General features: G+C 71.2%; 21 protein-coding genes. 17 read left to right on the forward strand and 4 right to left on the reverse strand.

Annotation, left to right across the window (positions count from 1 at the left end; all coding sequences use genetic code 11):
• Positions 1–123 precede the first annotated feature (123 nt).
• The 6 genes from AUV07_RS09745 to ccsB all read left to right on the forward strand — a co-directional run bounded on the left by AUV07_RS09745 (position 124) and on the right by ccsB (position 5,505).
• On the forward strand, positions 124–513 hold the full coding sequence (locus tag AUV07_RS09745) for a DUF5684 domain-containing protein (protein WP_062635699.1): 390 nt from the start codon (positions 124–126) through the stop codon (positions 511–513).
• Between the two features lies 1 nt (position 514).
• Entirely contained in the window at positions 515–1,156 is a 642-nt protein-coding gene (locus AUV07_RS09750) for a histidine phosphatase family protein (protein WP_025104448.1), read from the forward strand.
• Between the two features lie 126 nt (positions 1,157–1,282).
• Complete coding sequence (locus AUV07_RS09755) at positions 1,283–1,933, forward strand: TlpA family protein disulfide reductase (protein ID WP_082802906.1); 651 nt, start codon at positions 1,283–1,285, stop codon at positions 1,931–1,933.
• 16 nt (positions 1,934–1,949) lie between these two features.
• Positions 1,950–2,717 (forward strand): cytochrome c biogenesis CcdA family protein, encoded by a 768-nt coding sequence (locus AUV07_RS09760; RefSeq protein WP_062635703.1) that lies wholly within the window; start codon positions 1,950–1,952, stop codon positions 2,715–2,717.
• Positions 2,718–2,733: 16 nt separating this feature from the next.
• Complete coding sequence (gene resB / locus AUV07_RS09765; protein WP_062635705.1) at positions 2,734–4,515, forward strand: cytochrome c biogenesis protein ResB; 1,782 nt, start codon at positions 2,734–2,736, stop codon at positions 4,513–4,515.
• A 9-nt stretch (positions 4,516–4,524) separates the two neighbouring features.
• Positions 4,525–5,505 carry a c-type cytochrome biogenesis protein CcsB gene (gene ccsB, locus AUV07_RS09770; protein ID WP_062635707.1) on the forward strand — a complete coding sequence of 327 codons (981 nt, stop codon included), beginning with the start codon at positions 4,525–4,527 and terminating at the stop codon, positions 5,503–5,505.
• A gap of 106 nt (positions 5,506–5,611) precedes the next feature.
• On the opposite strand, the gene AUV07_RS09775 is transcribed toward ccsB, so the two are convergent.
• The 3 genes from AUV07_RS09775 to AUV07_RS09785 form a co-directional block, all read right to left on the reverse strand.
• Positions 5,612–6,202, reverse strand: a complete 591-nt coding sequence (locus AUV07_RS09775) for a 2'-5' RNA ligase family protein (RefSeq protein WP_231868235.1) — start codon at positions 6,200–6,202, stop codon at positions 5,612–5,614.
• Positions 6,203–6,326: 124 nt separating this feature from the next.
• Entirely contained in the window at positions 6,327–8,294 is a 1,968-nt protein-coding gene (locus tag AUV07_RS09780) for a YhgE/Pip domain-containing protein (RefSeq protein ID WP_062635709.1), read from the reverse strand.
• Positions 8,291–11,077 (reverse strand): MMPL family transporter, encoded by a 2,787-nt coding sequence (locus tag AUV07_RS09785; protein ID WP_062635711.1) that lies wholly within the window; start codon positions 11,075–11,077, stop codon positions 8,291–8,293. Before AUV07_RS09785 ends, AUV07_RS09780 begins: the two co-directional genes overlap by 4 nt.
• A 129-nt stretch (positions 11,078–11,206) precedes the next feature.
• Here AUV07_RS09785 and AUV07_RS09790 point away from each other — a divergent pair, with 129 nt between their 5' ends.
• Positions 11,207–11,833 carry a TetR/AcrR family transcriptional regulator gene (locus AUV07_RS09790; RefSeq protein ID WP_062635712.1) on the forward strand — a complete coding sequence of 209 codons (627 nt, stop codon included), beginning with the start codon at positions 11,207–11,209 and terminating at the stop codon, positions 11,831–11,833.
• Here the strand turns inward: AUV07_RS09790 and AUV07_RS09795 are convergent.
• Positions 11,830–12,816 carry an o-succinylbenzoate synthase gene (locus tag AUV07_RS09795; protein WP_062636066.1) on the reverse strand — a complete coding sequence of 329 codons (987 nt, stop codon included), beginning with the start codon at positions 12,814–12,816 and terminating at the stop codon, positions 11,830–11,832. The genes AUV07_RS09790 and AUV07_RS09795 overlap by 4 nt on opposite strands.
• 112 nt (positions 12,817–12,928) lie before the next feature.
• Between AUV07_RS09795 and AUV07_RS09800 the strand changes: the two genes are divergently transcribed.
• The 10 genes from AUV07_RS09800 to AUV07_RS09845 all read left to right on the forward strand — a co-directional run bounded on the left by AUV07_RS09800 (position 12,929) and on the right by AUV07_RS09845 (position 22,869).
• Positions 12,929–14,167 carry a Fic family protein gene (locus tag AUV07_RS09800; protein WP_082802907.1) on the forward strand — a complete coding sequence of 413 codons (1,239 nt, stop codon included), beginning with the start codon at positions 12,929–12,931 and terminating at the stop codon, positions 14,165–14,167.
• Positions 14,168–14,309: 142 nt separating this feature from the next.
• Positions 14,310–14,642, forward strand: coding sequence for a PadR family transcriptional regulator (locus tag AUV07_RS09805; RefSeq protein WP_029989612.1), 333 nt, complete (start codon positions 14,310–14,312; stop codon positions 14,640–14,642).
• A 1-nt stretch (position 14,643) separates the two neighbouring features.
• Positions 14,644–15,603, forward strand: a complete 960-nt coding sequence (locus tag AUV07_RS09810; RefSeq protein WP_062635717.1) for a permease prefix domain 1-containing protein — start codon at positions 14,644–14,646, stop codon at positions 15,601–15,603.
• A gap of 5 nt (positions 15,604–15,608) precedes the next feature.
• Positions 15,609–16,550, forward strand: coding sequence for a 1,4-dihydroxy-2-naphthoyl-CoA synthase (locus AUV07_RS09815; protein ID WP_062635719.1), 942 nt, complete (start codon positions 15,609–15,611; stop codon positions 16,548–16,550).
• Positions 16,551–16,565: 15 nt separating this feature from the next.
• Positions 16,566–17,717 (forward strand): AMP-binding protein, encoded by a 1,152-nt coding sequence (locus tag AUV07_RS09820; RefSeq protein ID WP_062635721.1) that lies wholly within the window; start codon positions 16,566–16,568, stop codon positions 17,715–17,717.
• A gap of 105 nt (positions 17,718–17,822) precedes the next feature.
• Positions 17,823–18,614 (forward strand): class I SAM-dependent methyltransferase, encoded by a 792-nt coding sequence (locus AUV07_RS09825; protein ID WP_062635723.1) that lies wholly within the window; start codon positions 17,823–17,825, stop codon positions 18,612–18,614.
• Positions 18,615–18,668: 54 nt separating this feature from the next.
• Complete coding sequence (locus AUV07_RS09830; protein ID WP_062635725.1) at positions 18,669–19,850, forward strand: sensor histidine kinase; 1,182 nt, start codon at positions 18,669–18,671, stop codon at positions 19,848–19,850.
• A complete protein-coding gene (locus AUV07_RS09835; RefSeq protein WP_025104430.1) occupies positions 19,847–20,482 on the forward strand; it encodes a response regulator in 636 nt (211 codons plus the stop codon). The genes AUV07_RS09830 and AUV07_RS09835 overlap by 4 nt, the downstream gene beginning before the upstream one ends.
• Before the next feature lie 168 nt (positions 20,483–20,650).
• Positions 20,651–21,412 (forward strand): ABC transporter ATP-binding protein, encoded by a 762-nt coding sequence (locus AUV07_RS09840; RefSeq protein ID WP_025104429.1) that lies wholly within the window; start codon positions 20,651–20,653, stop codon positions 21,410–21,412.
• The gene (locus tag AUV07_RS09845) at positions 21,409–22,869 is read left to right on the forward strand and encodes an ABC transporter permease (protein ID WP_060922341.1); all 1,461 of its coding nucleotides are present in this window, start codon (positions 21,409–21,411) and stop codon (positions 22,867–22,869) included. Before AUV07_RS09840 ends, AUV07_RS09845 begins: the two co-directional genes overlap by 4 nt.
• The last annotated feature ends 4 nt before the right edge of the window (positions 22,870–22,873 follow it).

Raw genomic sequence — 22,873 nt, forward strand, 5'->3', positions numbered from 1 at the left:
CTCCTGATCCGGGGAAAGATGAACCCGCCCAGTCTACGCGGGCCTCCCGGCCCTTCCCGGCCGGGTCGCCAGCGCGGAGCAGCGGCACCTCAGTAGGATCGCCACGACGAAAGGCGGACCCCCATGCACCTCTCCATCTCGGACGGCAACGGCCTTCCCGACCTGTTCGCCGCGATCTTCTCCGGCACGACCGGACTCATCGCCCTCATCTTCTACATCCTCGTCGTGGTCGGACTGTGGAAGGTCTTCACGAAGGCGGGGTACCCCGGCATCCTCGCGATCATCCCGATCGTGAACGTCGTGTTCCTCGTGAAGATCGCCGGGATGTCGGGCTGGTTCGCCCTGCTCTACCTCGTGCCGATCGCGAACTTCATCCTCGGGGTCATCGTCGCGTTCAAGCTCGGCGCGCGCTTCGGCAAGGGCGGGGTGTTCTCCTTCTTCCTCCTGTTCCTGTTCCCCTACATCGGCTATCTGATCCTCGGGTTCGGCGACTCCCGCTACCGCGAGGTCTGACGTGGCGGCATCACTTCTGCACCTCGTTCGCCACGGTGAGGTGCACAATCCGTCCCGTGTGCTCTACGGACGGCTGCCCGACTACCACCTCAGCACCGCGGGGGAGGAGATGGCCCAGGCGGCGGCGGAGCACGTGGCGGGGCTCGGCGATCCGGTGACCGCGCTGTTCGCGTCGCCGCTGGAGCGTGCGCAGGAGTCGGCCGCCCCGTTCGCGGAGGTGTTCGACCTCGAACCCGAGACGGACATCCGTCTGATCGAGCCGACGAACGTGTTCGAGGGCACCCGGATGCGGCGGTCGCTCATGAACCCGATGAACTGGTGGCACCTGCGTCAGCCGTCGCTCCCGAGCTGGGGGGAGCCGTACGCCTCGATCGCGGAGCGCATGCTCGGGGTGATGGACGAGGCATGGACGGCCGCGGCCGAGATCCCGACCGCGGGGGACATCGTGATGGTGTCGCATCAGGCGCCGATCTGGATCACGCACCTCCGCGTCGCCGGCCTGCCGCTGCAGCACGACCCGCGGACCCGCCGCTGCGCCTTGTCGAGTGTGACCTCGTTCGCGCGCGTCGGCGACGTCTGGCGCGAGGTCTCGTACGCCGAGCCCGCTGCGACCGGCGGTGCTGTCGACGTCGGGGCCGTCTGACCCCCGTTCGAATCGCCTGAATGGCCCCATCCGGCCCGGAAATGGGACCAATCGGCCGATTCGAAGTCTGACTCCCCCCGGGGGTACCCGGCCGATGCATAGGAAGCTCTGCGTAAACTCGGAGACGTGTCCCGCGCTTCCAGGATTCACCCGATCCGCAACGGCCGCCCCTCCCGTCTTCGGCCCCTCGGCCGCCTGGGCGGAGCCGCGCTCGCTGCGGTGCTCGCCGTCGGTCTGAGCGCCTGCGCCCCCGATGCCGTGAGCGAGTCGTTCCTGAACGGCGAGAACACCGGCTACGTCGCCGCCGACGGCGCGATCGTCGAGATCCCCGTCGCCGAGCGCGGGGAGCCGGTCGAGTTCGCCGGGGTCACGGAGCACGGCGAGGACTTCGACAGCGCCGACATCGCCGGGAAGGTCGCGGTCGTCAACTTCTGGTACGCCGGCTGCGCCCCGTGCCGCGTCGAGGCCCCCGACCTGGAGGCCGTCTGGCAGGCGCACAGCGACGCGGACGTGCAGTTCATCGGCATCAACACGCGCGACCAGGCCGACACGGCTGTCGCGTTCGCCGACGAGTTCGGGATCACGTACCCGAGCCTCATCGACGTCGACACCGCCCAGGCCAAGCTCGCCTTCGCCAAGGTCGTGCCGATCTCGGCCACCCCCACCACGCTCGTGCTCGACAAGCAGGGCCGCGTCGCCGCGAAGATCATCGGGCCGATCGACGGCACTTCCGTGCTCTCCACGCTCGTCAAGGACGCGCTGGCGGAGGACTCCTGATGTCCGCGAGGTCGTCGTGAACCCCGACGCGATCATCGGATCCGGAGCCCTCTGGATCGCGGTCCCGGTGGCGATGCTCGCCGGACTCGTCTCGTTCCTCTCGCCGTGCGTGCTCCCGCTCGTTCCGGGCTACCTCGGCTTCCTCGGGGGAGCCGTCACGCCGCGGAACAGCTCGACGACCGGCGACGGCGCCACCCAGACCGCGACGCGCAGCCGCCTGGTCCTCGGCGTGCTGCTGTTCATCCTCGGCTTCACCGTGGTCTTCATCCTCTACACGGTGCTCGGCGGCACCGCCGGCGTGTTCCTGCTCCAGTGGGGCGACCTCATCACCCGCATCCTCGGCGTCGTCATCATCGCGATGGGCCTGGTCTTCCTCGGGCTCTTCGGGTTCGCGCAGAAGGAACTCCGCTTCCACGTCGACTCGAAGGCCGGGATGGTCGGGGCTCCGCTCCTCGGCGTCGCGCTCGGCATCGGCTGGGCGCCCTGCATGGGCCCCACGCTGGCCGCCATCCTCGCGCTCTCCTTCAACGCGGGCGACCCCGTGCGCGCGGGCTTCCTCGGCCTCGCGTACTCCCTGGGCCTCGGCATCCCGTTCCTGCTCGTCGCCCTCGGCTTCGGCTGGGCGACCAAGGCGATCGGGTTCCTGCGCCGCCACATCCGGGTCGTGAACATCCTCGGCGGCGTGCTGCTGATCCTCCTCGGTGTCCTGATGGTCACCGGCCTGTGGACCGACATCATGTCGCGACTGACGGCGGTGATCGGCAGTGTCATCCTCCCGCTCTGACCGCTCCGAGACGACCATGACGAAGAACAAGAGTGCCGTGACCACCGACTCCAGCGATCCGCTCCGCCCGTCCGACCACGTCGACGGCGACGACACGATCACCCAGCCGCGGCTCGGGTTCGTCGGCTGGCTCCGATGGGGGTGGCGTCAGCTCACCTCGATGCGCACGGCGCTCGTCCTGCTGCTCGTGCTGGCGATCGCGGCCATCCCCGGATCGATCTTCCCGCAGCGGATGGCCGACCCGAACGGCGTGACGCAGTGGGAGCGCGACAACCCCGACCTGTTCCCGGTGCTCGACGCGCTCAAGCTCTTCGACGTGTACCTGTCGCCCTGGTTCTCGGCGATCTACCTGCTGCTGTTCACCTCGCTCGTGGGCTGCGTCATCCCGCGCATCAAGCACCACGCCAAGGCGCTGCAGGCCCGCCCGCCGCGCACGCCCGCGCGGCTGCGCCGCCTGGAGGACTACCGCGCCGTCACCCGCGACACCGTCGCCGACTCCGGCACGCGCACGGGGGACGCCGCCGCGGAGGCCGCCGCCTCGATCGACGTCGCCACGAAGCAGCTCAAGGCTCTCGGCTACCGCGTGGAGCGCTACGACCGCGGCCGCACGTACTCGGTGTCCGCCGAGCGCGGCTACTGGCGGGAGACGGGCAACCTGCTCTTCCACCTCGCCCTCGTCGGCGTGCTCGTGACGATCGGCGTCGGCGGCGGCTTCGCGTACACGGGCCAGCGCGTGCTCGTCGAGGGGGAGACCTTCGCCAACACGCTGCTCGACTACGACTCCATGAACCGCGGGCGCTTCGTGGCCGACGACTCCTTTGCGCCGTACTCGATGCGGCTGGACTCCTTCGACGTCACGTATCAGCCGTTCGGTGAGCCCGGCTCCGGCCAGGCCGGGAACTTCTCCGCGAACATGACCATCCAGGAGAACGGCGAGGAGCGCGAGGGCGCCGTCAAGGTCAACGAGCCGCTGGGCGTGGCCGACGACGACGTGTTCCTGCTCGGCAACGGGTACGCCCCGACGGTCACCGTGCGCGACCCCGAGGGCAACGTGGTGTTCCACAACAGCACGCCGTTCCTCCCGCAGGACAACAACATGACCTCGCTCGGCGTGCTCAAGGTGCCGGACGGCCTGGCCGAGCAGGTGGGCCTCGTCGGCTTCTTCTACCCGACCACCGGCGTGCTCGACACGGGCGCCTTCTTCTCCGCCTACCCCGACCTCACCAACCCGACGCTCACGCTCGACGTGTACACGGGCGACCTCGGGATCAACGACGGCGTGCCGCGCTCGGTCTACGTGCTCGACACCTCCGACATGACCAAGCTCACCGGACGCAGCACCGACGTCGAGTCGATCGAGCTGTCCCCGGGTGAGACCGCGCAGCTGCCGAACGGCCTGGGCTCGGTCACCTTCGACGACGAGTCGCCCGAGGGCGCCACCGACGCCTCGGAGTCCGTCAAGCGCTTCGCCTCCCTGCAGATCCACCGCGACGAGTCCGGGGTGTTCGTGCTCGGGTTCGCACTGCTGGCGCTCGGCGGCCTCATGCTCGCCCTGTTCGTGCCGCGTCGGCGCGTGTGGGTGAAGGCCACCGCGGCGGACGGCGCGGTCGACCTCGAGTACGCGGCCCTGGCCCGAGGGGAAGACCCCACGCTCGCCCGCGCCGTCGACGACCTCCGTGCCGGCCACGCCCGGCTGCTCGACGCCGCGGGCGGCACGATCGCCCGTACCCCTGAAGACGCCGACGAGGATGCCGCGGACGCCGCCGCGGACCCTGCGGCCCCGGCACCCGGAAAGTAGACTGACACCATGCTCGAGCTCACCGTGATCTCGCCCGTCCTGCTGTGGACGGCGATCGCGATCTACGCGGCGGCCTTCGTGGCCTACGCCTTCGATCTCGCGCGCCGCTCGCAGGCGACGGCCGACGCCCACACCGTCCGCGAGGGCGAGCTCGTGGCCGCCGGTCGTTCCGGTGGCGTCTCCGCTCCGCTCGATGCGACCGGAGCACCGACGGCGGCGCCGCAGCGGTTCGTCATGGCGCGAATCGGCACCTCGCTCACGGTGCTCGGCTTCGTGTTCCACCTCGCGGCGACCCTCACCCGCGGTATCGCCGCGGGACGGGTGCCCTGGGCGAACCTGTACGAGTTCGCGATGGTGGGGACGCTCCTCATCATCGCCGTCTACCTCGTGGTGCTGACCCGCCTCGACCTGCGCTTCCTCGGCACCTTCATCACGGGCCTCGTAGTGGTCCTCCTGGGCCTCGGCGCGACGAACTTCTACGTCGAGGTCTCCCCGCTGATGGACCCGCTGAAGAGCGTCTGGCTCATCATCCACGTGTTCGTCGCCTCGCTCGCGACCGCGTTCTTCGCCCTCGCCTTCGCGCTCTCGGTGATCCAGCTCATGCAGGCGCGACGCGAGCGGCTGCTCGGCGAGGGCGCGGCGAAGACCGGCCCCGGATTCCTGCGCACCTTCCCGCCGGCGGAGCGCCTGGAGAGCCTGGCGTACCTGTTCACGATCATCGGCTTCATCCTCTGGACCTTCACGCTCATCGCCGGGTCCATCTGGGCGTACTACGCGTGGAGCCGCTTCTGGGGCTTCGACGTGAAGGAGACCTGGACCTTCGTGATCTGGGTGCTCTACGCCGGGTACATCCACGCCAGGGCGACGCGCGGCTGGCGCGGCAACCCCTCGGCCTGGCTGTCGATCGTCGGCTTCACCGCCGTGATCTTCAACTTCACCATCGTCAACGTCTTCTTCAAGGGCCTGCACGCCTACTCCGGCCTGAGCTGAGCCCGCCGAGCACAGCTTCGGAGATCGCGAGGGACACGCCGACGGGCGGGGCTCGGTCACGGCGTGCTGTCCGCCATCTCCGAAGTCGTGCCCGCCGGAGCAGGGCTCAGCCGCCGAGGGGGATGACCTCGGCGTGCTCGACGCCGCCCTCGTACCAGACGAACTCGACCTCGGTGACGACCTCCGTCGGGGCGGGTGTGAGCGGACGAGCCTCGGTGGCGGCGAGCTGCTGCCATGTCTCGGGATTCAGCGTCTTGCCGTAGAGCACCGAGAGGTGGAAGGTCCAGTCCTCGACGGAGAGCTCGTCGAGGCGGCGGAAGTCCGTCGGCCGGAGCACCTCCGTCAGCGAGGCGTAGGCCTGCACGAGCGCGGGCGTGCGGGCGAGGCGCAGGATCACGATCTGCCACGGCGCGGGGAAGACGTCCACGGCGTCGGCGGTGAGCTCGAGAGGACCCTGTTCCGTGGCCCAGGCCCGGATCACGGCCCGCAGCTCCTCCCGACGCTCCGGCTCGAAGAAGCCCCGAAGCGTCACGTGCTCCGTGTGCGGATGCCGGAGCGGCGTGTCCAGACGACCGAGCGCGGCCTCCTGGATGGCCCGGTATGCTGCGGCGACGGCCCCGGTCGGCCGGAGGACGAGATACTGCTGCCCGTCGAGGCTCGCGAGCTGGTCCGGAGTGTCCATGAACGGTCGGCGCATGGCACGAGGGTACGGGGTACCGTCGTCGCGTCCGGGCACTCTTTCGGAGATCGCCACACGACACGCCGCCGGAGCGGGGTGCCCGGCGGCGTGTCGTGCGTGATCTCCGCAGCTGTGCCCGGGGTCAGGCGGTGACGACGGCGCGGGCCGTGGTCGTGCGGCGGACCGCGACGACCACCGTCGTGGCGACGAGCGACAGCACGCCCCAGACGACGAGGGCGGCGACGGCGGCCCCGCTCGCCTCCACGAGACCCGCGAAGGCCGGTGCGGTCGGGAGGGCGGCCCCGATGCTCGCGAGCCAGTCGGGCACGGTCGAGATGAGTCCCGTCGCGACGGCGATGACACCGATCAGTGCGGCGATCCAGCGTCCGATGCCACCGAACACCGCGACGAGGGCCTGGTTCACGGCCGCGAACACCATCCCGGCGAGGACGGCGGTCCCCGCGAACGCCCACCACTCCGCCACGTCGTAGTCGGCCACGATCTGCACGATGAGCGAGACGAGCAGGCCCTGTGCCGCGCCGATCGCCGCGGCCGGCCAGAACGCGCGGAGGGTGAGGGAGGCGGAGGAGCGTCGCGAGGTGAGCGTGCGCGCCGTGTGGGCACGGAGCACGAGGAACGACGCGAGACCGCCGAACCACAGCACCACCGCGGTGAGCAGCGGGATCGCGGTGGGGCCGAAGAGCGAGCCCATCGAGGAGTCGGTCGCCACCGGGTCGGCGATCACCGACGCCAGCGATGTCGACTCCTCGTCGGTGAAGGAGGGAAGGGAGTCCGCCGCGGTGCGCAGTCCGCCCGCGAGGTCGCCGGTGCCGGTCGCGAGGGTGTCGAGGCCGGTGGCGAGCTCCGTGCTGCCGTCGGCGAGCTGGGTCGCGCCGTCGGCGAGCTGCGCCGCGCCGGACGACAGCGCCCGCGCTCCCGCGGCCGACTGATCCACACCCTCGGTCGCGAGACGGTTGAGCCCGCCGGCGAGCTCGGTCGCCCCGGCACCCGCCTCGCCGAGCTGGGTGGCCAGCGTGGAGAAGGATCCGGGAAGTGCGGCGATTCCGCCCGCGACCTGGGGGCTGTTGAGGATGCCGGAGGCGGTCCCCGCAGACTTCGCCGCTGCTTCGGCCTTCGAGGCGAGGTCGGAGAGCTGCCTGCACTCCGACGAGTACTGATCGGCGGTGCACGCGGTGGTCGCCATCTTGCCGAGCGTCTGCGCGACCGCGGCCGAGTCCGTTGCGGCCGATCCCGCCGACGCGGCTGCCGACTGGATCCCGCCCGTGAGCTGCTGCACGCCCGCGACCCGGCCCTGGAGCTCGGTCGCCCCGGAGCTGAGTCCCGCCCCGATGGTGCCGGCCCCGGTCGCCGCCTGCCGCGTCTGCCCCGCGATCGTGTCGAGGCCGGACGCGAGGGTCGAGGCCCCGGTGCCCAGCTCTCCGGCACCCGCGGCGAGCTGCGTCGCACCCTCCGGGAGGGCCGCGGCGCCGGTCGCCGCGTCACGCGCCCCCTTTGCCAGCTCCAGGGCCCCGTCCGCCGCATCGCCGATCTGATCGCCGATGGTGGTGAAGCCGACGAGGATGTTCTCGGTCGTGGCCTCGGACAGCGTGGTGCCGAGCGTCGAGGCCGCCACATCGGCGATCTGCCCGGTGATGAGGTCGTCGGCCACGAGGCCGTCGTCGGGCGTCGTCACCTGGATCGTCGCCTGCTCCGCGTCCCCGCCGCCGTCCGCGACCGCCTGACCCGCGGAGGTCGCCGCGGCCGAGAAGTCCTCGGGGATCGTGATGACGGCCTGGTAGGTGCCGTCGGCGAGCCCGTCGGCGGCGTCCTCCTCGTTGGAGATGACCCACGTGAGGTTCGAGTCGAGATCGTCCGAGCCCTCGACGAGCCCGGAGGCGAGCTGCCGCCCGAGGGGAGCGGTCTGGCCGTCGATCTCGACGGGTTCGTCGAGGTTCACGATCGCCGCGGTCATGGAGTCGAGACGCTCGGTCGGGTTGTAGAGCGCCGCCATGAGGATGCCGCCGATCGCCGCCGGCAGCAGCAGCACGCCGAGGACGGTGAGCCAGGTGATGGGCTTGCGTGAGCGGGCACGCTCGAGGGGGAGGGTCATGCGGGCACCTCGGTCGTTTCTGCGGCGCTCGGGCGGGGCGCGCGCGTGTCGAGTACGTCGGCGGACGGCCATCCGGCGTCCGCGAGGAGGGAACGGGCCGCGTCGGCGTCGACGGCGGTGGCGAAGACGGCGAGCTCTCGGCGCGCCTTCGCGTCGCGCAGCATCGCGGCGACCTGGTCGCGCTCGCCGCCGCGGAGCCGGTCCGCGCCGTCGATCACCACGAGCTCGGAACGACCGCGGAGGGCTTCGCGGAGGTCGGCGAGCACCGGGGCGTCGTCTTCCGCGAGCACGCAGCCCACGTGGGAACGGACCCAGGCCGCACGACCGGGGAGCAGGTGTCCGGCGACGCGGAGGCGTCCGTCGGTCGGGGGGATGCGGGCGCCGACGGTGAGAGCGAGGGCCCGCAGCGTCCCGGCGTCCGCGCCGCTCGCGACCAGGGCTGCGCCGGGAGCGAGCCGCAGCGACAGTCGCTCCGTCGCCGCGGCGCCCGCGCCGAGCTCCAGGTCATCGGCCGCGACGAGCGAGCCGTCGCCCGGCCACGCCTCGAGGTGCCGTTCGCGTTCCACCGCCTCGCCTTCGATGTCCACCCGGGGGAGGATCCGCTCGAGCCAGGACGGGATCTCCCAGGCGCGCTCGCCGAGGATCGCCATGAGCGCCGGGATCAGCGTCATGCGCACGAGGAAGGCGTCGAAAGCGATGCCGGCGGCGAGTCCGAGGGCGATGGGCTTGAGGGAGGAATCGCCCTCCGGCACGAAGGCGACGAACACCGCGAACATGATGAGGCCGGCGGCCGTGACGACCTTCGCCGAACCGGTGAACCCGCTCCGTACGGCGCGCAGAGCTGCGGCCCGCCGGGTGGCGCGGTTCACCGATCCCGCACCCGGGCGGAGGTCGGGATCGTGCACGAAGTCCTCGCGCATCCGCGACACGAGGAACACCTGGTAGTCCATCGCCAGGCCGAAGAGCACGCCCATGAGGATGATCGGCATGAAGCTGATGATCGGGCCGACCTTTGCAACGTGCAGGAGGTCGGCGAACCAGCCCCACTCGAAGACCGCCCCGACAACGCCGAAGGCGGCGACGATCGACAGCAGGTAGCCTGCCGCGGCGGTGATCGGCACCCAGAGGGAGCGGAACACGATGGTGAGGAGGATCAGCGAGAGGCCGATCACGAAGATCCCGAACGGCAGCAGAGCCGCCCCGAGCTGATCCGAGATGTCGATGCCGACGGCGGTGAAGCCGGTGACCTTGAGGTCGATGCCGAACTCGTCCAGCCACTCGTCGTGGTGGCTGCGGAGCTCGCGCACGAGGTCGGCCGTCGCGGGGTCGTCGGGAGCCGTCTCCGGGATGATCTGGACGATGCCGGTGTCGGCGGTCTCGTTCGGCGTCGCGAGGGCGACCTCCTTCACGCCGGGAACCTCGGCCACCGCGTCTCCGAGGTCTTCCATGAGACCGAGCGGGTCGGTGGAGGTGACGATGGTGCCGGTGAGGATGAGGGGGCCGTTGAAGCCGGGGCCGAACTGCTCGCCGACGAGGTCGTAGTTCTGTCGCGCCTCGGAGTCCTTCGGCAGGACGCCGGCGTTCGGCAGGGCGAGGTCGAGGCTGAGAGCGGGGACGGCGACGATGCCGAGGCCGAGGACGACCGCGAGGGAGACGAGGACGGGGTGCTTCGTCACGCCCTCCACCCACCGACGGCTGCCGCGGGGCTTCGTGACGGCGTCCTTCGCGGCCGCCTTCTTCGGGGCCTTCGCGCTCTTCGGCCGTCCGGCCACGCGGCCCTTGAGGAATCCGAGCAGCGCAGGGGTCAGGGTCACCGCGATCGCCACGGCGACCGCGACGGCCACCGACGCCGCGACGCCCATGGTGGTGAGGAACGGGATGCCCGCGAAGCCCAGGCCGATCAGTGCGATGAGCACGGTGACGCCGGCGAAGACGACCGCCGATCCGGCGGTGCCGACCGCGCGGGCGGCCGACTCCTCGGGCTCCACGCCGTCCCGGACCTGGTCCTGGTGGCGCGCGACGATGAAGAGCGCATAGTCGATCCCGACCGCGAGCCCGAGCATCAGGGCGAGCAGCGGCGTGGTGGAGGAGACGGTCGCGAAGGCGGTCGCCGTGAAGATCCCGGCCATGGAGATGCCGACGCCGAGGATGGCGGTGAGCAGGGGGAGCCCGGCGACGACGAACGAGCGGAACGTGACGATGAGCACGAGGAGCGCGATGAGCAGGCCCACGGCCTCGGTGAGCGTGACGCCGGGGATCGAGATCGCGAAGAGGTCGCCGCCGAGAGAGGCCTGCGCACCGTCGGGGAGGTCGGCCGCGAGCTCGTCGACGGTGGAGCGCAGGGCGTCCTTCGTCTCCTCGGAGACGTCGGTGGACTCGCCGTCGAACTGCAGGCGCACGATGGCCGCCGTGTCGTCGTCGTTGATCATGCCGTTGACCATCTCGTCGTACGGCGAGGTGGCGGCGAGGACCTCGTCGAGGTCGCCGAGCTCCGACACGGCATCCTCGATGGGCTCGCGGTACGCGTCATCGGTGATCTCGTCGCCGTCCGCGGCTACGACGATGAACTGGGCGTTCGTGCCGCTCACCTGGGGGAAGGAGCGGGAGAGCTGCTCGAGGCCGGCCTGGGACTCGGTCCCGGGAATGGAGAACGTGTTGTCGGTGCCGGCGCCGAGGACCACGGCTCCGGCTCCGGCGATGCCGAGGGCGAGGAGCCAGGAGACGAGGACGCGCCACGGGTGGCGGAAGGACCAGCGTCCGAGGGACGAGAGGAGTGTGGACACGCGAATCTCCGTGAGGTGCCGGGTGGATACACAGGTGTATCCGATACATAGATGTATCGTAAGGTCATCCGCTATCCGGAGTCTGTGCACCGGGTGTGAATCATCGAGAGGGAAGGCCAGGAGGTTCCGATGTCGACAACCGCCACCCGCAGCCGGGAGAACACGAAGGCGCGGCTGCTCGAGGCCGCCGCGCAGGTGTTCGCCGAGGTCGGCCTGGACGGGGCCTCGGTCGAGGCGGTCTGCGAGCGCGCCGGGTTCACGCGCGGGGCGTTCTACTCGAACTTCGACTCGAAGGACGAGCTGTTCCTGACCCTCGCGGCCGGGGTCGCCGACGCGAGGGTGGCAGCCGTGCGGACTCGCGTGGAGCAGATGCGGGCGGACGGCGAGCTCGCCGATGACTGCGACCCGAAGGATCTCGTCCAGCAGATCATGGAGCTCGGCAGCGACGACCGCCTGGGCGTGATGCTGATGAGCGAGATCCGGATCCGCGCCCTGCGCGACCCGCAGTTCGGCGAGGCCTACCTCACCCAGGAGCGCGAGATGGTGGCGAGCATCGCGCGCATCGTGGAGGACATCGTGGAGGCGGCGGGCACGCTGCGTCTCCGGCTGCCCGCGACCGATGCGGCGCGCATGCTCATGATCCTCTGGGAGGGCATGACGGTCCGCGGTGCCATGGCCGGTCGTGACGACGCGGCCCTGCGGCACTCCGGCGGCGAGGAGCTCGGGCGGCTCGTGGAACTCCTCGTCGAGTCCTAGGCGCTGCGGGCTGCGAGCAGCTCGTGGTGGCAGCGGGCCAGTCGGGCCAGCCACCACTCCCGACGCTCGTCCGCGGCGGCGAGACGGGTGAGCGCTGCCGGGTCGGGGGACAGGCGCCCCACCGGGATCTCTCCGTCCACGGGGCGGAGGTCGGCGACGTCGTCCTGGAACAGGGAGGCCGTGCCCAGACCGCAGTCGTAGTCGAGGGTGGGGAGCGCGGCGGCCAGCGCGGCCCCCTGCGACAGGCCGATCGCGGTGTCCAGGGCGCTGGAGACGACCGCCGGGAGGCCGGCCGCGGTGACGATCTGCAGGGCGTGGGTGAGGCCGCCCAGCGGCTGGGCCTTGATGACGACGATGTCCGCCGCGCCCGCGCGTGCGACGGCGAGGGGGTCGCCGGACTTCCGGATGCTCTCGTCCGCCGCGACCGGGATGCCCATGTAGGCGATGCGCCCGCGCAGCTCGACGAGCTCGGGCACCGACGCGCAGGGCTGCTCGACGTACTCCAGGTCGAAGGCGGCGAGGGCGTGCACGGCGTGCTCGGCCTCGTCGACGTTCCAGAGACCGTTCGCGTCGATCCGGATGCGACCCTCCGGTCCGAGCGCCTCGCGGACGGCCTGGACCCGGGCGACGTCGTCCGCCAGCACCTGTCCCGGCTCGGCGACCTTGACCTTCGCGGTCCGGCACCCCGAGAACCGCGCGAGGACCTCGGGCACGCGGGCGGCGTCGACGGCGGGCACGGTGGCGTTGACGCCGACCCGCTCCCGCAGCGGCGCGGGCTGCGGCGCGTAGGCGTAGTCGATCGCGGCGGCCAGCCAGGTCGCGGCCTCGGCATCGTCGTACTCGACGAACGGCGAGAACTCCGCCCAGCCCTCCGGCCCCTCGAACAGCAGGGCCTCCCGGGTGTCGACGCCGCGGAAGCGGGTCTGCATCGGCAGGGCAACGACGCGGGCGGAATCGAGGAGCTCCGTGACGGCGGGGATCATGACCCCATTGTGCGCCACGACCACCGTGATGATGCCGCACGCGGGTTTCGTCCCGATGGTTCGACGTCGCGCAACCAACAGATAGTGCAGTAAGCGTTGGTAAGCTTGGTGAATGGCAACAGAAGCTGCCCCTGCACCCATTGTGATTGAACCCGTCTCGCACGAGCCCTTCGAGTGGGTGCCGCGCGCCCCTGAGATGTTCTCCCGCGCCGAGGTGTCGCGCCAGACGGGTCGGTACGACGCCACCGTCACGGCGCCGATCGCTCAGTGGCATCCCCTGCTATCCGGTGAAGACTCGGCCGACGTCGAGGATGCCACCCGTCAACTGGTCGAGTTCGATCAGCACGCGCAGAAGAAGCTCGGTACGGACCACCCCGCTCTCGGCCCGATGACGGCGATACTGCTTCGCACAGAGTCGGCCTCGAGCTCGCAGATCGAGCAGCTGACGACCTCGGCGAAGCAGCTCGCCCTGGCCGAGATCGAAGAGGGCGACAAGGCGAACGCGCTGACAGTCATCGGCAACGTCCGCGCCATGGAAGCCGCGCTCCAGATGGCTGACGACATCAACGAGGACTCCATCCTCGCCATGCATCGCGCGCTGCTCACGCATCAGCGCGGTCTCGAGCACGAAGCCGGCCGCTACCGCCAGGAGCAGGTCTGGATCGGGACCGGGAACGCCGGCCCCCGCTTCGCGACGTTCGTCGCTCCACACCATGACCGCATCCCCGGTGCGATCGCGGATCTGGTCTCCTTCATCGACCGTGAAGACGTGTCGGTTCTGGTGCAGGTGGCCGTCGCACACGCCCAGTTCGAGACCATCCATCCGTTCGTCGACGGCAACGGTCGCACCGGGCGCGCCCTGGCGCAGTCGATCCTGCGCAACAAGAAGCTCGTCGGGTCCACCGCGGTGCCGATCTCCGCGGGACTTCTCGTGGATACCGAGCGCTACTTCGCAGCCCTCGGAGCGTTCCGCGACGGCGACGCCGGCCCGATCGTCCGCGAGTTCGCGATGGCCAGCCGCATCGCTGCGAAGACGGGCACCTGGCTGGTCGATGGCCTGGTGGAGCAGCTCGACGAGTCGCGTCAGGAGATGAAGGGCATCCGTGCGGATGCCGCGGCGTGGAAGGTGCTCCCCTACCTCGTCGGCCAGCCCGCCGTGAACACGAAGTACCTCATGGCGGAGCTCGGTCTCGGAGAGATGGCGGCGCTGCGCGCGCTCGACGCGCTGACGGAGCGAGGAGTCCTGACCGAGACCTCGGGAAAGAGCCGAAACCGCGTCTGGCAGCACCGCGGCATCTTCGGCGTGCTCGACGCCTACGCCGCCGAGATCCGCCGCATGACCGTCCGCTGAATCGAGAGGCAGCGCTGAAGCTCGTCGACTACCCCGGTCGCGCAACAGGACCAGTGCACGCGGGCGCTCGGGGCGGGTGAAAGACGTGTCGCGCGATATGTGTCGTTGACAATGGTGTGTGACGCACACTACTGTGATCGACATGAACGAGACGCTCGACACGCATCTGCAGGAACTGCGCCGCGGCACCGTGGTGCTCGCCTGCCTGCAGCTGCTGCGCACGCCGGAGTACGGGTACGCGCTGCTCGAGCAACTCGAGAGCCGCGGGTTCGCCACCGACGCGAACACGCTCTATCCGCTGCTCCGCCGTCTGGAGAAGCAGGAGTACCTGACGAGCGAGTGGAACACCGACGAGGCCCGGCCCCGCAAGTTCTACCGCACCTCGGAGGCCGGGACCCGGCTGGCCGACACCCTCACCGACGAATGGCGCGCGCTCACCACCGCGATCGCCTCCCTCACCCCCGAGGAGAACTGACATGACCGCGAGCACCCTCACCGAGCGCTACATCAGCGCCACGATCCGCAGCCTCGCGCCGGAGGCGCAGAGCGAGGTCCGCGCCGAACTCGAAGCCGCCATCGCCGATGCCGTCGACGCGCGGCGGGAACAGGGCGAGAGCCAGGAGGAGGCGGAGCGCGCCGTCCTCACCGACCTCGGTGACCCGGGCATCCTCGCCGCCGGATACGCCGACCGCCCGCTGCACCTCATCGGCCCTCGGTACTACCTCACCTGGTGGCGGCTGCTGAAGCTGCTCCTGTTCATCGTGCCGCCGTTCGCCGCGGTGGGCGTCGCGATCGGGCAGCTGATCAACGGCGGCGGACCCGGTGAGGTCATCGGCGCGGTCGTCTCGGTCACGCTGTCGGTGATCGTGCACCTGTGCTTCTGGGTCACGCTCGTCTTCGTCGTGCTGGAGCGCACCGGCGCGGACACCGGCGTGCGATGGAACGTGGATCAGCTTCCGGAGCCGACGGAGCACGGGGCCGCCCGCGCCGACGTGATCGCCTCGCTCGTGTTCCTCCTCGCCGGCATCGGCGCGATCGTGTGGGACGCGACGCTCGGATTCTTCCCGACGGGCGGCGACTCCATCCCGATCCTGGCGCCCGCGCTCTGGCCGGTGGGCATCGGCATCCTCCTCGCGCTCATGATCGCGGAGGCCGTCCTGGCCGTCGCCGTGTACGCGCGTCGGCGGTGGACCGTCGCCGCCGCCGTCGTGAACACCGTCCTCGCCGTCGCCTTCGCGGTGTGGGCCCTCACCCTGCTCCTGCAGGGCGAGCTCCTCAACCCGGCCTTCCTGGAGTTCGTGTTCACGGACAACGGGGTGGATGCCGGCACGATGCGCGTGCTCACGGTGATCACCGGCATCGGCCTCGTGGCCTTCCCGGCCTGGGACATCGTCGACGGGTGGATGAAGACGGCGCGTGCCCGGGGAATAGGCTGAAGACCGTGACCGATGCCTTCGTCTCCGACCTGTTCGATCCCGCCGAGTGGGAGCTGGCGCCCGGCGCCGAGCACTACACCGACATCACGGCGCACGTGAGCCGCGACGGCGGGGTCGCCCGCATCGCCTTCCACCGGCCCGAGGTGCGCAACGCCTTCCGCCCGCACACGGTCGACGAGCTCTACCGGGCGCTCGACATCGCGCGACAGGACGCGCGGATCGGGGCGGTGCTGTTGACCGGCAACGGACCGAGCCCGAAGGACGGCGGGTGGGCGTTCTGCTCCGGAGGGGATCAGCGCATCCGCGGCCGGGACGGGTACCAATATGCTTCGACAGGCTCAGCAACCCAGGGGAAAGGCTCAGCAACCCAGGGGGAAGGGGCCGCGGCGGCTGTCGGGCGGCTGCACATCCTCGAGGTGCAGCGGCTCATCCGGTTCATGCCGAAGGTCGTCATCGCCGTGGTCCCGGGATGGGCGGCGGGTGGCGGGCACTCGCTGCACGTGGTGTGCGATCTGACCATCGCGTCGGCCGAGCACGCGCGCTTCAAGCAGACGGACGCCGACGTCGGCAGCTTCGATGCCGGGTACGGCTCCGCCTACATGGCCCGGCAGACAGGACAGAAGTTCGCGCGGGAGGTGTTCTTCCTCGCCGAGGAGTACTCGGCGCAGCGGGCCTACGAGGCGGGAGCCGTGAACCGCGTGGTGCCGCACGCCGAACTCGAGCGTGAGGCGCTGAAGATGGCGCGCACCGTGCTGACGAAGTCGCCGACGGCGATCCGGATGCTCAAGTTCGCCTTCAACGCCGTCGACGACGGGCTCGTGGGGCAGCAGGTGTTCGCGGGCGAGGCCACCCGTCTCGCCTACGGCACGGACGAGGCGGTGGAGGGGCGGGATTCGTTCCTCGAGAAGCGCGCCCCCGACTGGTCGTCCTTCCCCTGGCACTACTGAGCCGGAGAGACGATCGTGACCGCCCTCATCCCGACCGACGCGGAAGACACCGTGCTCCTGCGGGAGGCGCTGCTCCGAGCTCTCGACGAGGGACCGGCTCTCGGCTTCGGCATGCTCGCCGACGCTCCGGCGGAGGTGGACGACGGCATCGCCGCAGTGATCGCGACCTCCGGATCCAGCGGCGTCCCGAAGCGGGTGGCGCTGAGCGGCGAGGCACTGCGGGCGAGTGCGGAGGCCACCTGCGCCCGGATCGGCAGCGGTCGCTGGCTGCTCGCCCTGCCGGCCGGCTACGTCGCGGGGCTGCAGGTGATGGTGCGCTCGATCCTCGCGGGCACGGAGCCGACCCGGATCGAGGGACGGTTCACACCGCGGGCGTTCGCCGAGGCCACGCGGAGCATGCGGCACGCCACGACCGCGGGCGTCCTCCCCGCCCTGTACACCTCCCTCGTCCCGGCGCAGATCGCGACGCTGCTCGACGCGAGTGCCGAGCCGGGAGTGCTCGCGGCGCTGCAGGCGTATGAGGCCATCCTCGTCGGGGGCCAGGCGCTCCCGGAGCCGCTGCGGGAGCGGGCGGCTGACCTCGGGGTGCGTCTCGTCCGCACCTACGGCTCGACGGAGACCAGCGGCGGCTGCGTGTACGACGGCGTCCCGCTCGACACCGTGAACGTCCGGGCGGTCGACGGCGAGCTGCGGATCGCCGGCCCCATGCTCGCGGAGGGCTATCTGGGCGACCCGGCGCTGACCGCGCGCACCTTCGCGCGGGACGAGCACGGAATCCGCTGGTACCGGACGGGCGACCTCGGGCTCCTCGAGGACGGCGTGGTGCGCGTGCACGGTCGCGCGGACAACGTGATCGTGTCGGGCGGCATCAACATCTCGCTCGACCGGGTGGAGCGCATCGTCCGCGCTGTGCCCGGGCTGCATCAGGCCGTGGTCGTGGCTGTCGACGATGAGCGCTGGGGGGAGGCCTCGGTCATCGTCGCGGCGCGCGGCGAGGCCCTGCGGCGCAGCGAGTCCGAGCAGCTCGCCCAGGCCAGGGAGGCGGTGGCCGGCGAGATCGGCGTCCACGCGCGTCCGTCCCGCCTGATCCTCGTGGACGAACTCGCCGCCCTCTCCTCCGGCAAGCCCGACCGCGAGGCGATCCGCCGCATGGTCGCCTCGCTCTAGCCCGTCGACCCACCCCTTTCGCGCAGACCCGGCCCTTTGCGGGCGTCCGGAAGGGGCCGGGACACACGGAAAGGGGTGGGTCGGCGGGAGTGCCAGACTGAGCGCATGGCCTCGTACACGCATGGACACCACGAATCCGTCCTCCGCTCGCACAGTGTGCGGGACATCGCGAACTCGGCGGCCTACCTTCGACCGCACCTCACGGCAGAGACCCGGCTCCTCGACGTGGGAGCGGGACCCGGATCGATCACGGTGGACTTCGCGGGAGTGGTCGCGCACGTCACGGCGACCGAGATCGACGACGCCGCGCTGTCCCTCTCCCGCGACCTCGCCGCCGCGCGAGGCGTCACGAACATCGCCTTCTCCGTCGAGGACGTGCACGCGCTGAGCTTCGCCGACGACTCCTTCGACGTCGTGCACGCGCACCAGGTGCTGCAGCACGTCGCCGATCCGGTGCAGGCACTGCGGGAGATGCGCCGGGTCGCGAAGCCCGGGGGACTCATCGCCGCCCGCGACGCCGACTACGCGGGCTTCCTGTGGTTCCCGGTGCTCCCGGAGCTCGACCGGTGGCTCGCGCTGTACCGCGCCGCCGCCCGGGCGAACGGCGGAGAGCCGGATGCCGGCCGCCGCCTCCTGGCCTGGGCACGCGCCGCGGGCTTCGAAGACGTCACGGCGACCGCGTCGACCTGGTGCTATGCGACGCCGTCCGAGCGCGCCTGGTGGGGCGGGATGTGGGCCGACCGCATCCTGGAGTCGGCGCTCGCCCGGCAGCTCGTGGACGAGGGGATGGCATCGGCGGCCGACCTGCAGGAGATCAGCGACGCCTGGAAGCGCTGGGCCGACGACGGCGACGGCTGGTTCCTCGTGCCGCACGGGGAGATCCTCGCCCGCGCCTGACGGATACATCCCGCGACGGATGCCGCGCCCGAGTTGCTCGCGTAGCGTGGGGGAGTGATCCGTCCGCTGTCCCGTACCGGCCTCGTCCTCGACATCGTCGGGGCGGTGCTGCTGTTCGCGCTCCTCACGCCGCTCGGTGTCGTGTTCTATGCGCCCCAGCCGGACGTGGCCGGGTCCTCCGCGGTCAACGTCATCGGTCTGATCTCGTCGTCGGTGTTCCTGTTCGGCGGTGTCGCGATCGGACGTCTGGCCCCCGGCCTCGCGCTCGCCGCGGCCTGGGCCGGAGCCATCGTGCAGATGCTCGCCGGATTCGGGCCGCTGCCGACCGACTTCGCGATCCTCCTCGTGCTGTACGCGACCTCCGCGTGGGGATCGCGTCGCGTGCTCTGGTGGGGTTTCGGGTCGGTGATCGTCGGCGGCATCGTCGCCTCGCTGTACATGGTCGTCATCGGGGGCGTCATGTTCGGCTCCGGCAGCGGCTGGGAGCTCGTGACCGGAGGCACCCTGCTCGTCGCGGCCTCCATCATGGCGCTGGGGTTCGCGTGGGTGTGCGGCCTCCTCTGGCGGGTCGTGCTGCGCAACCGGCGCACGCGTTCGGCGCAGCTGCAGGCCGAGGCCCTGGCCGCCGAGGAGCAGGAACGGGTGCGCATCGCGCGGGACATGCATGACGTCGTGGCCCACTCGCTCGCGGTCGTCATCGCCCAGGCCGACGGTGCCCGCTATGCCGCGGCCGTGAAGCCGGAGATCGCGACGGAGGCCCTCGGCACGATCGCGCAGACCGCCCGCGGAGCACTGAGCGACGTGCGGATGCTCCTCACCCAGCTCCGTCATCGGCAGGGCGACGGTCCGCAGCCGACCCTCGCCGATCTCGAGACGCTGTTCGCCCAGGTGCGCCAGGCCGGCATCGAGCCGCGGGTCACGGTCGACCCGATGCCGCCGGGGGAGCCGCCGGGGGCCATCCAGCTCGCCGTCTACCGGATCCTCCAGGAGGCGCTGACGAACGCGATCCGCCACGGCGACGGCGCGGTGGACGTGCATCTCGCGTGGCTGCCCGATCGCGTCGACATCGAGGTCCGCAACACCGTCTCGCCGGAGTCGACGCCGGGGACCCCCGGGGGACACGGGCTCATCGGCATGCGCGAGCGGGCCCAGCTCGTGGGCGGTAGTCTGCAAGCCGAGCGCCGTGGTGCGCAGTTCGTCGTCCAGAGCAGCCTTCCGATCGGAGCCCCGCAGTGATCAGAGTCGTGCTGGTGGACGACCAGGCGCTGTTCCGGGCGGGGATCCGCATGCTCGTGGCCTCCCAGCCGGACCTCGAGGTCGTGGGGGAGGCGGGCAACGGGCGCGAGGCTCTCGACGTGGTCGCCGCGACCCGGCCGGACGTGGTGCTCATGGACATCCGGATGCCGGTGATGGACGGGCTGACCGCGACCGCGGAGATCCTGTCCCGCCCGGAACCCCCGCGCATCGTCATGCTCACGACGTTCGACCTCGACGAGGCGGCGGCGCGGGCGATCCGGCAGGGGGCGAGCGGCTTCCTCCTCAAGGACGCCGATCCGGAGTTCCTGCTCGCCGCGATCCGGACCGTGCACGCGGGGTCGAGCGTGATCGCGGCCTCGGCGACCCGGGAGCTGTTCGAGCACTTCGCGGAGGCTCCGAAGCCCGTGCCGCCGCAGTACGCCGAGCTGACGGAGCGGGAGCGGGAGATCTTCGCGCTCGCCGCCCGGGGGCTCTCGAACGCCGAGATCGCCGCGCGGGAGTTCCTCAGCGAGGCCACGGTGAAGACCCACATCAGCCGCATCCTCACGAAGCTCGCCCTCCGCGACCGCGTGCAGCTCGTCGTGTTCGCTTTCGAGCACGGCCTCGCCTGACGCCGACCCACCCCCTTCCGTTCGACCCGGCCCCTTGCGGCGGTCCGTAGAGGGGTGGGAGGAACGCAAGGGGGTGGGTCGGGAGGACGCGGGATCATCCTCCCGATGTAGCGGGATGCTCCGGGCGGGCGACGCGACGAGCGGGGGCGCGGAAATAGCGTCGTGGACATGGAGATCACGACCACCGACCTCGGGCTCGCCGCCCGCGTCCAGCACCTGAAGAAGACCTACGGCTCGGGCGAGGGCACCGTCCGCGCGCTCGACGACGTGAGCGTCGGCATCCGCCGCGGACAGTTCACCGCCATCATGGGTCCGTCCGGCTCGGGCAAGTCCACCCTCATGCACATCATGGCCGGCCTCGACAGCCCGACGGAGGGGCGGGCGTGGATCGGCGACACCGAGATCACGGGTCTCGGCGACCTCGACCTGACCATCCTGCGCCGCCGCCGGGTCGGGTTCATCTTCCAGGCGTTCAACCTCGTCCCCACGCTCGACGCCCTCGGCAACATCCTGCTGCCGTTCGAGCTGGACGGCCGCCGCCCCAGCGCCATCGAGCGGGCACGGATCGACGGGCTCATCGAGACGCTCGGCCTCGGCAAGCGCCTCGGGCACCGGCCGCACCAGCTCTCGGGCGGGCAGCAGCAGCGGGTCGCGATCGCCAGAGCCCTCGCCACCGCCCCCGACCTCGTGTTCGCGGACGAGCCCACCGGCAACCTCGACTCCCAGACCGGACGGGAGGTGCTGCGCCTGCTCGCGGCCGCCAGTCGGGAGCACGGCCAGTCCATCGCGATGGTCACGCATGACGCGATCGCGGCGAGCCACGCCGACCGGGTGCTCTACCTCGGCGACGGCCGGATCGTGGCGGATCACCCGCGGCAGACCGCGGAGCAGATCTCGGCCTACATGCTCGCCGCGGAGGTGTCGGCATGACCGCGCTCGCCACGGTCGTCCCGGAGACGCGGACGACCGGACCCCGGCTGGCGTGGCTCCGCGACCGCGGCATGGGCGCGAGCGTCCTCGTCGCCGCGCTCTCGTCCGCGTTCGGCGTCTTCCTCGTCGAGATCACGGCCTACATCGGCGCCGTGCTCCAGGCCGATCCGTTCATCGGCGACAGCGGCACGCTCGCGGTCGTCGTCGCGATCCTGTCGGTGCTGCTCACCGCCGTCGCGATGTACGTGGCCGCGATCGTCACGGCGAACACCTTCTCGACGATCATCGCGGGGCGCACCCGGCAGATCGCGCTCATGCGTCTCATCGGGGCGACCGCGCGCTCGCAGCGGGCGCAGGTCGGCCGGCAGGGGCTCGTCGTCGGGCTCCTCGGCGCGGGCCTCGGCCTGCTCGCCGGGCTCCTCCTCTCCGCGGCAGCCGTCCAGCTCGGCGGACAGCTCGTCGCCACCTCGCCGTCGTCCTTCTCGCTCGCCCAGCCCGCTCTCGCCCTTCCGGCGGTCGGTGTCGCGCTCACCACCTGGGCGGCCGCCTGGGTGGGGTCGCGTCGCGTACTCGCGGTGACGCCGCTGCAGGCTCTGGGCGGCGCCGTCGAGCGCACCCGTGACGAGGTCTCCGGGCGCAAGGGTCGCCATGTCGGGGCCTGGGTGCTGCTGATCTCCGGCGCGGCTCTGCTCGCGGGCGGCGTCGTCCTCGGACTCGTCACACCGCTCGGTGTCGTGGTCGCATTCTTCGGCGGCATCCTCTCCTTCACCGGGCTCGCCCTGGGGTCCGTGCTGTTCATGCCGCCGGTGCTCCGGCTCGTGGGGCGCCTGTTCGGTTCGAGCGCGACCGCACGCCTCGCGGCCGAGAACGCCCTGCGCTACCCGGAGCGGTCGTCGCGGATGGCCATCGGCGTCGTGATGGGCGTGACCCTGGTGACCATGTTCGCGGTGGCGCTGGAGTCGTCGAAGCGCCTGATGACCAGCCAGACCACGGAGGAGATCCCGGCGGAGTTCTTCGCGCCGTACGACGCCTTCGCGGCCATCATGATGGTGCTCGTCGCGGTGTCGGCCGTGATCGCGGCCGTCGGCCTCGTCAACCTCCTCACCATCGGCGTCGTGCAGCGGCGCCGCGAGCTCGGACTGCTGCGCTCGATCGGTCTGTCCAACCGCCAGGTGCGCCGCATGGTGTTGCTGGAGGCGACGCACATCACGGTGGCGGCGACCCTCACCGGTCTCGTGCTCGGGGTGCTCTACGGGTGGATCGCTGCCCAGTCGCTGCTCGGCTCCGTTCCGGTCCTGCCGGAGTTCACGCCCGCCGGTCTGATCGCCCCGCAGGTGCCGTGGCTTCCCGTGGTGATCATCGTCGCCGCGACCGCGCTGCTCACGCTCGTGGCCGCCGCGACGCCGACCCGGCTGGCGACCAGGGTGGCTCCGGTCGAGGCACTCGCGGCGGACTGACGGC

This window comes from Microbacterium sp. CH1 (genome assembly GCF_001595495.1).
In the GTDB taxonomy this organism is placed as follows: Bacteria; Actinomycetota; Actinomycetes; order Actinomycetales; family Microbacteriaceae; genus Microbacterium.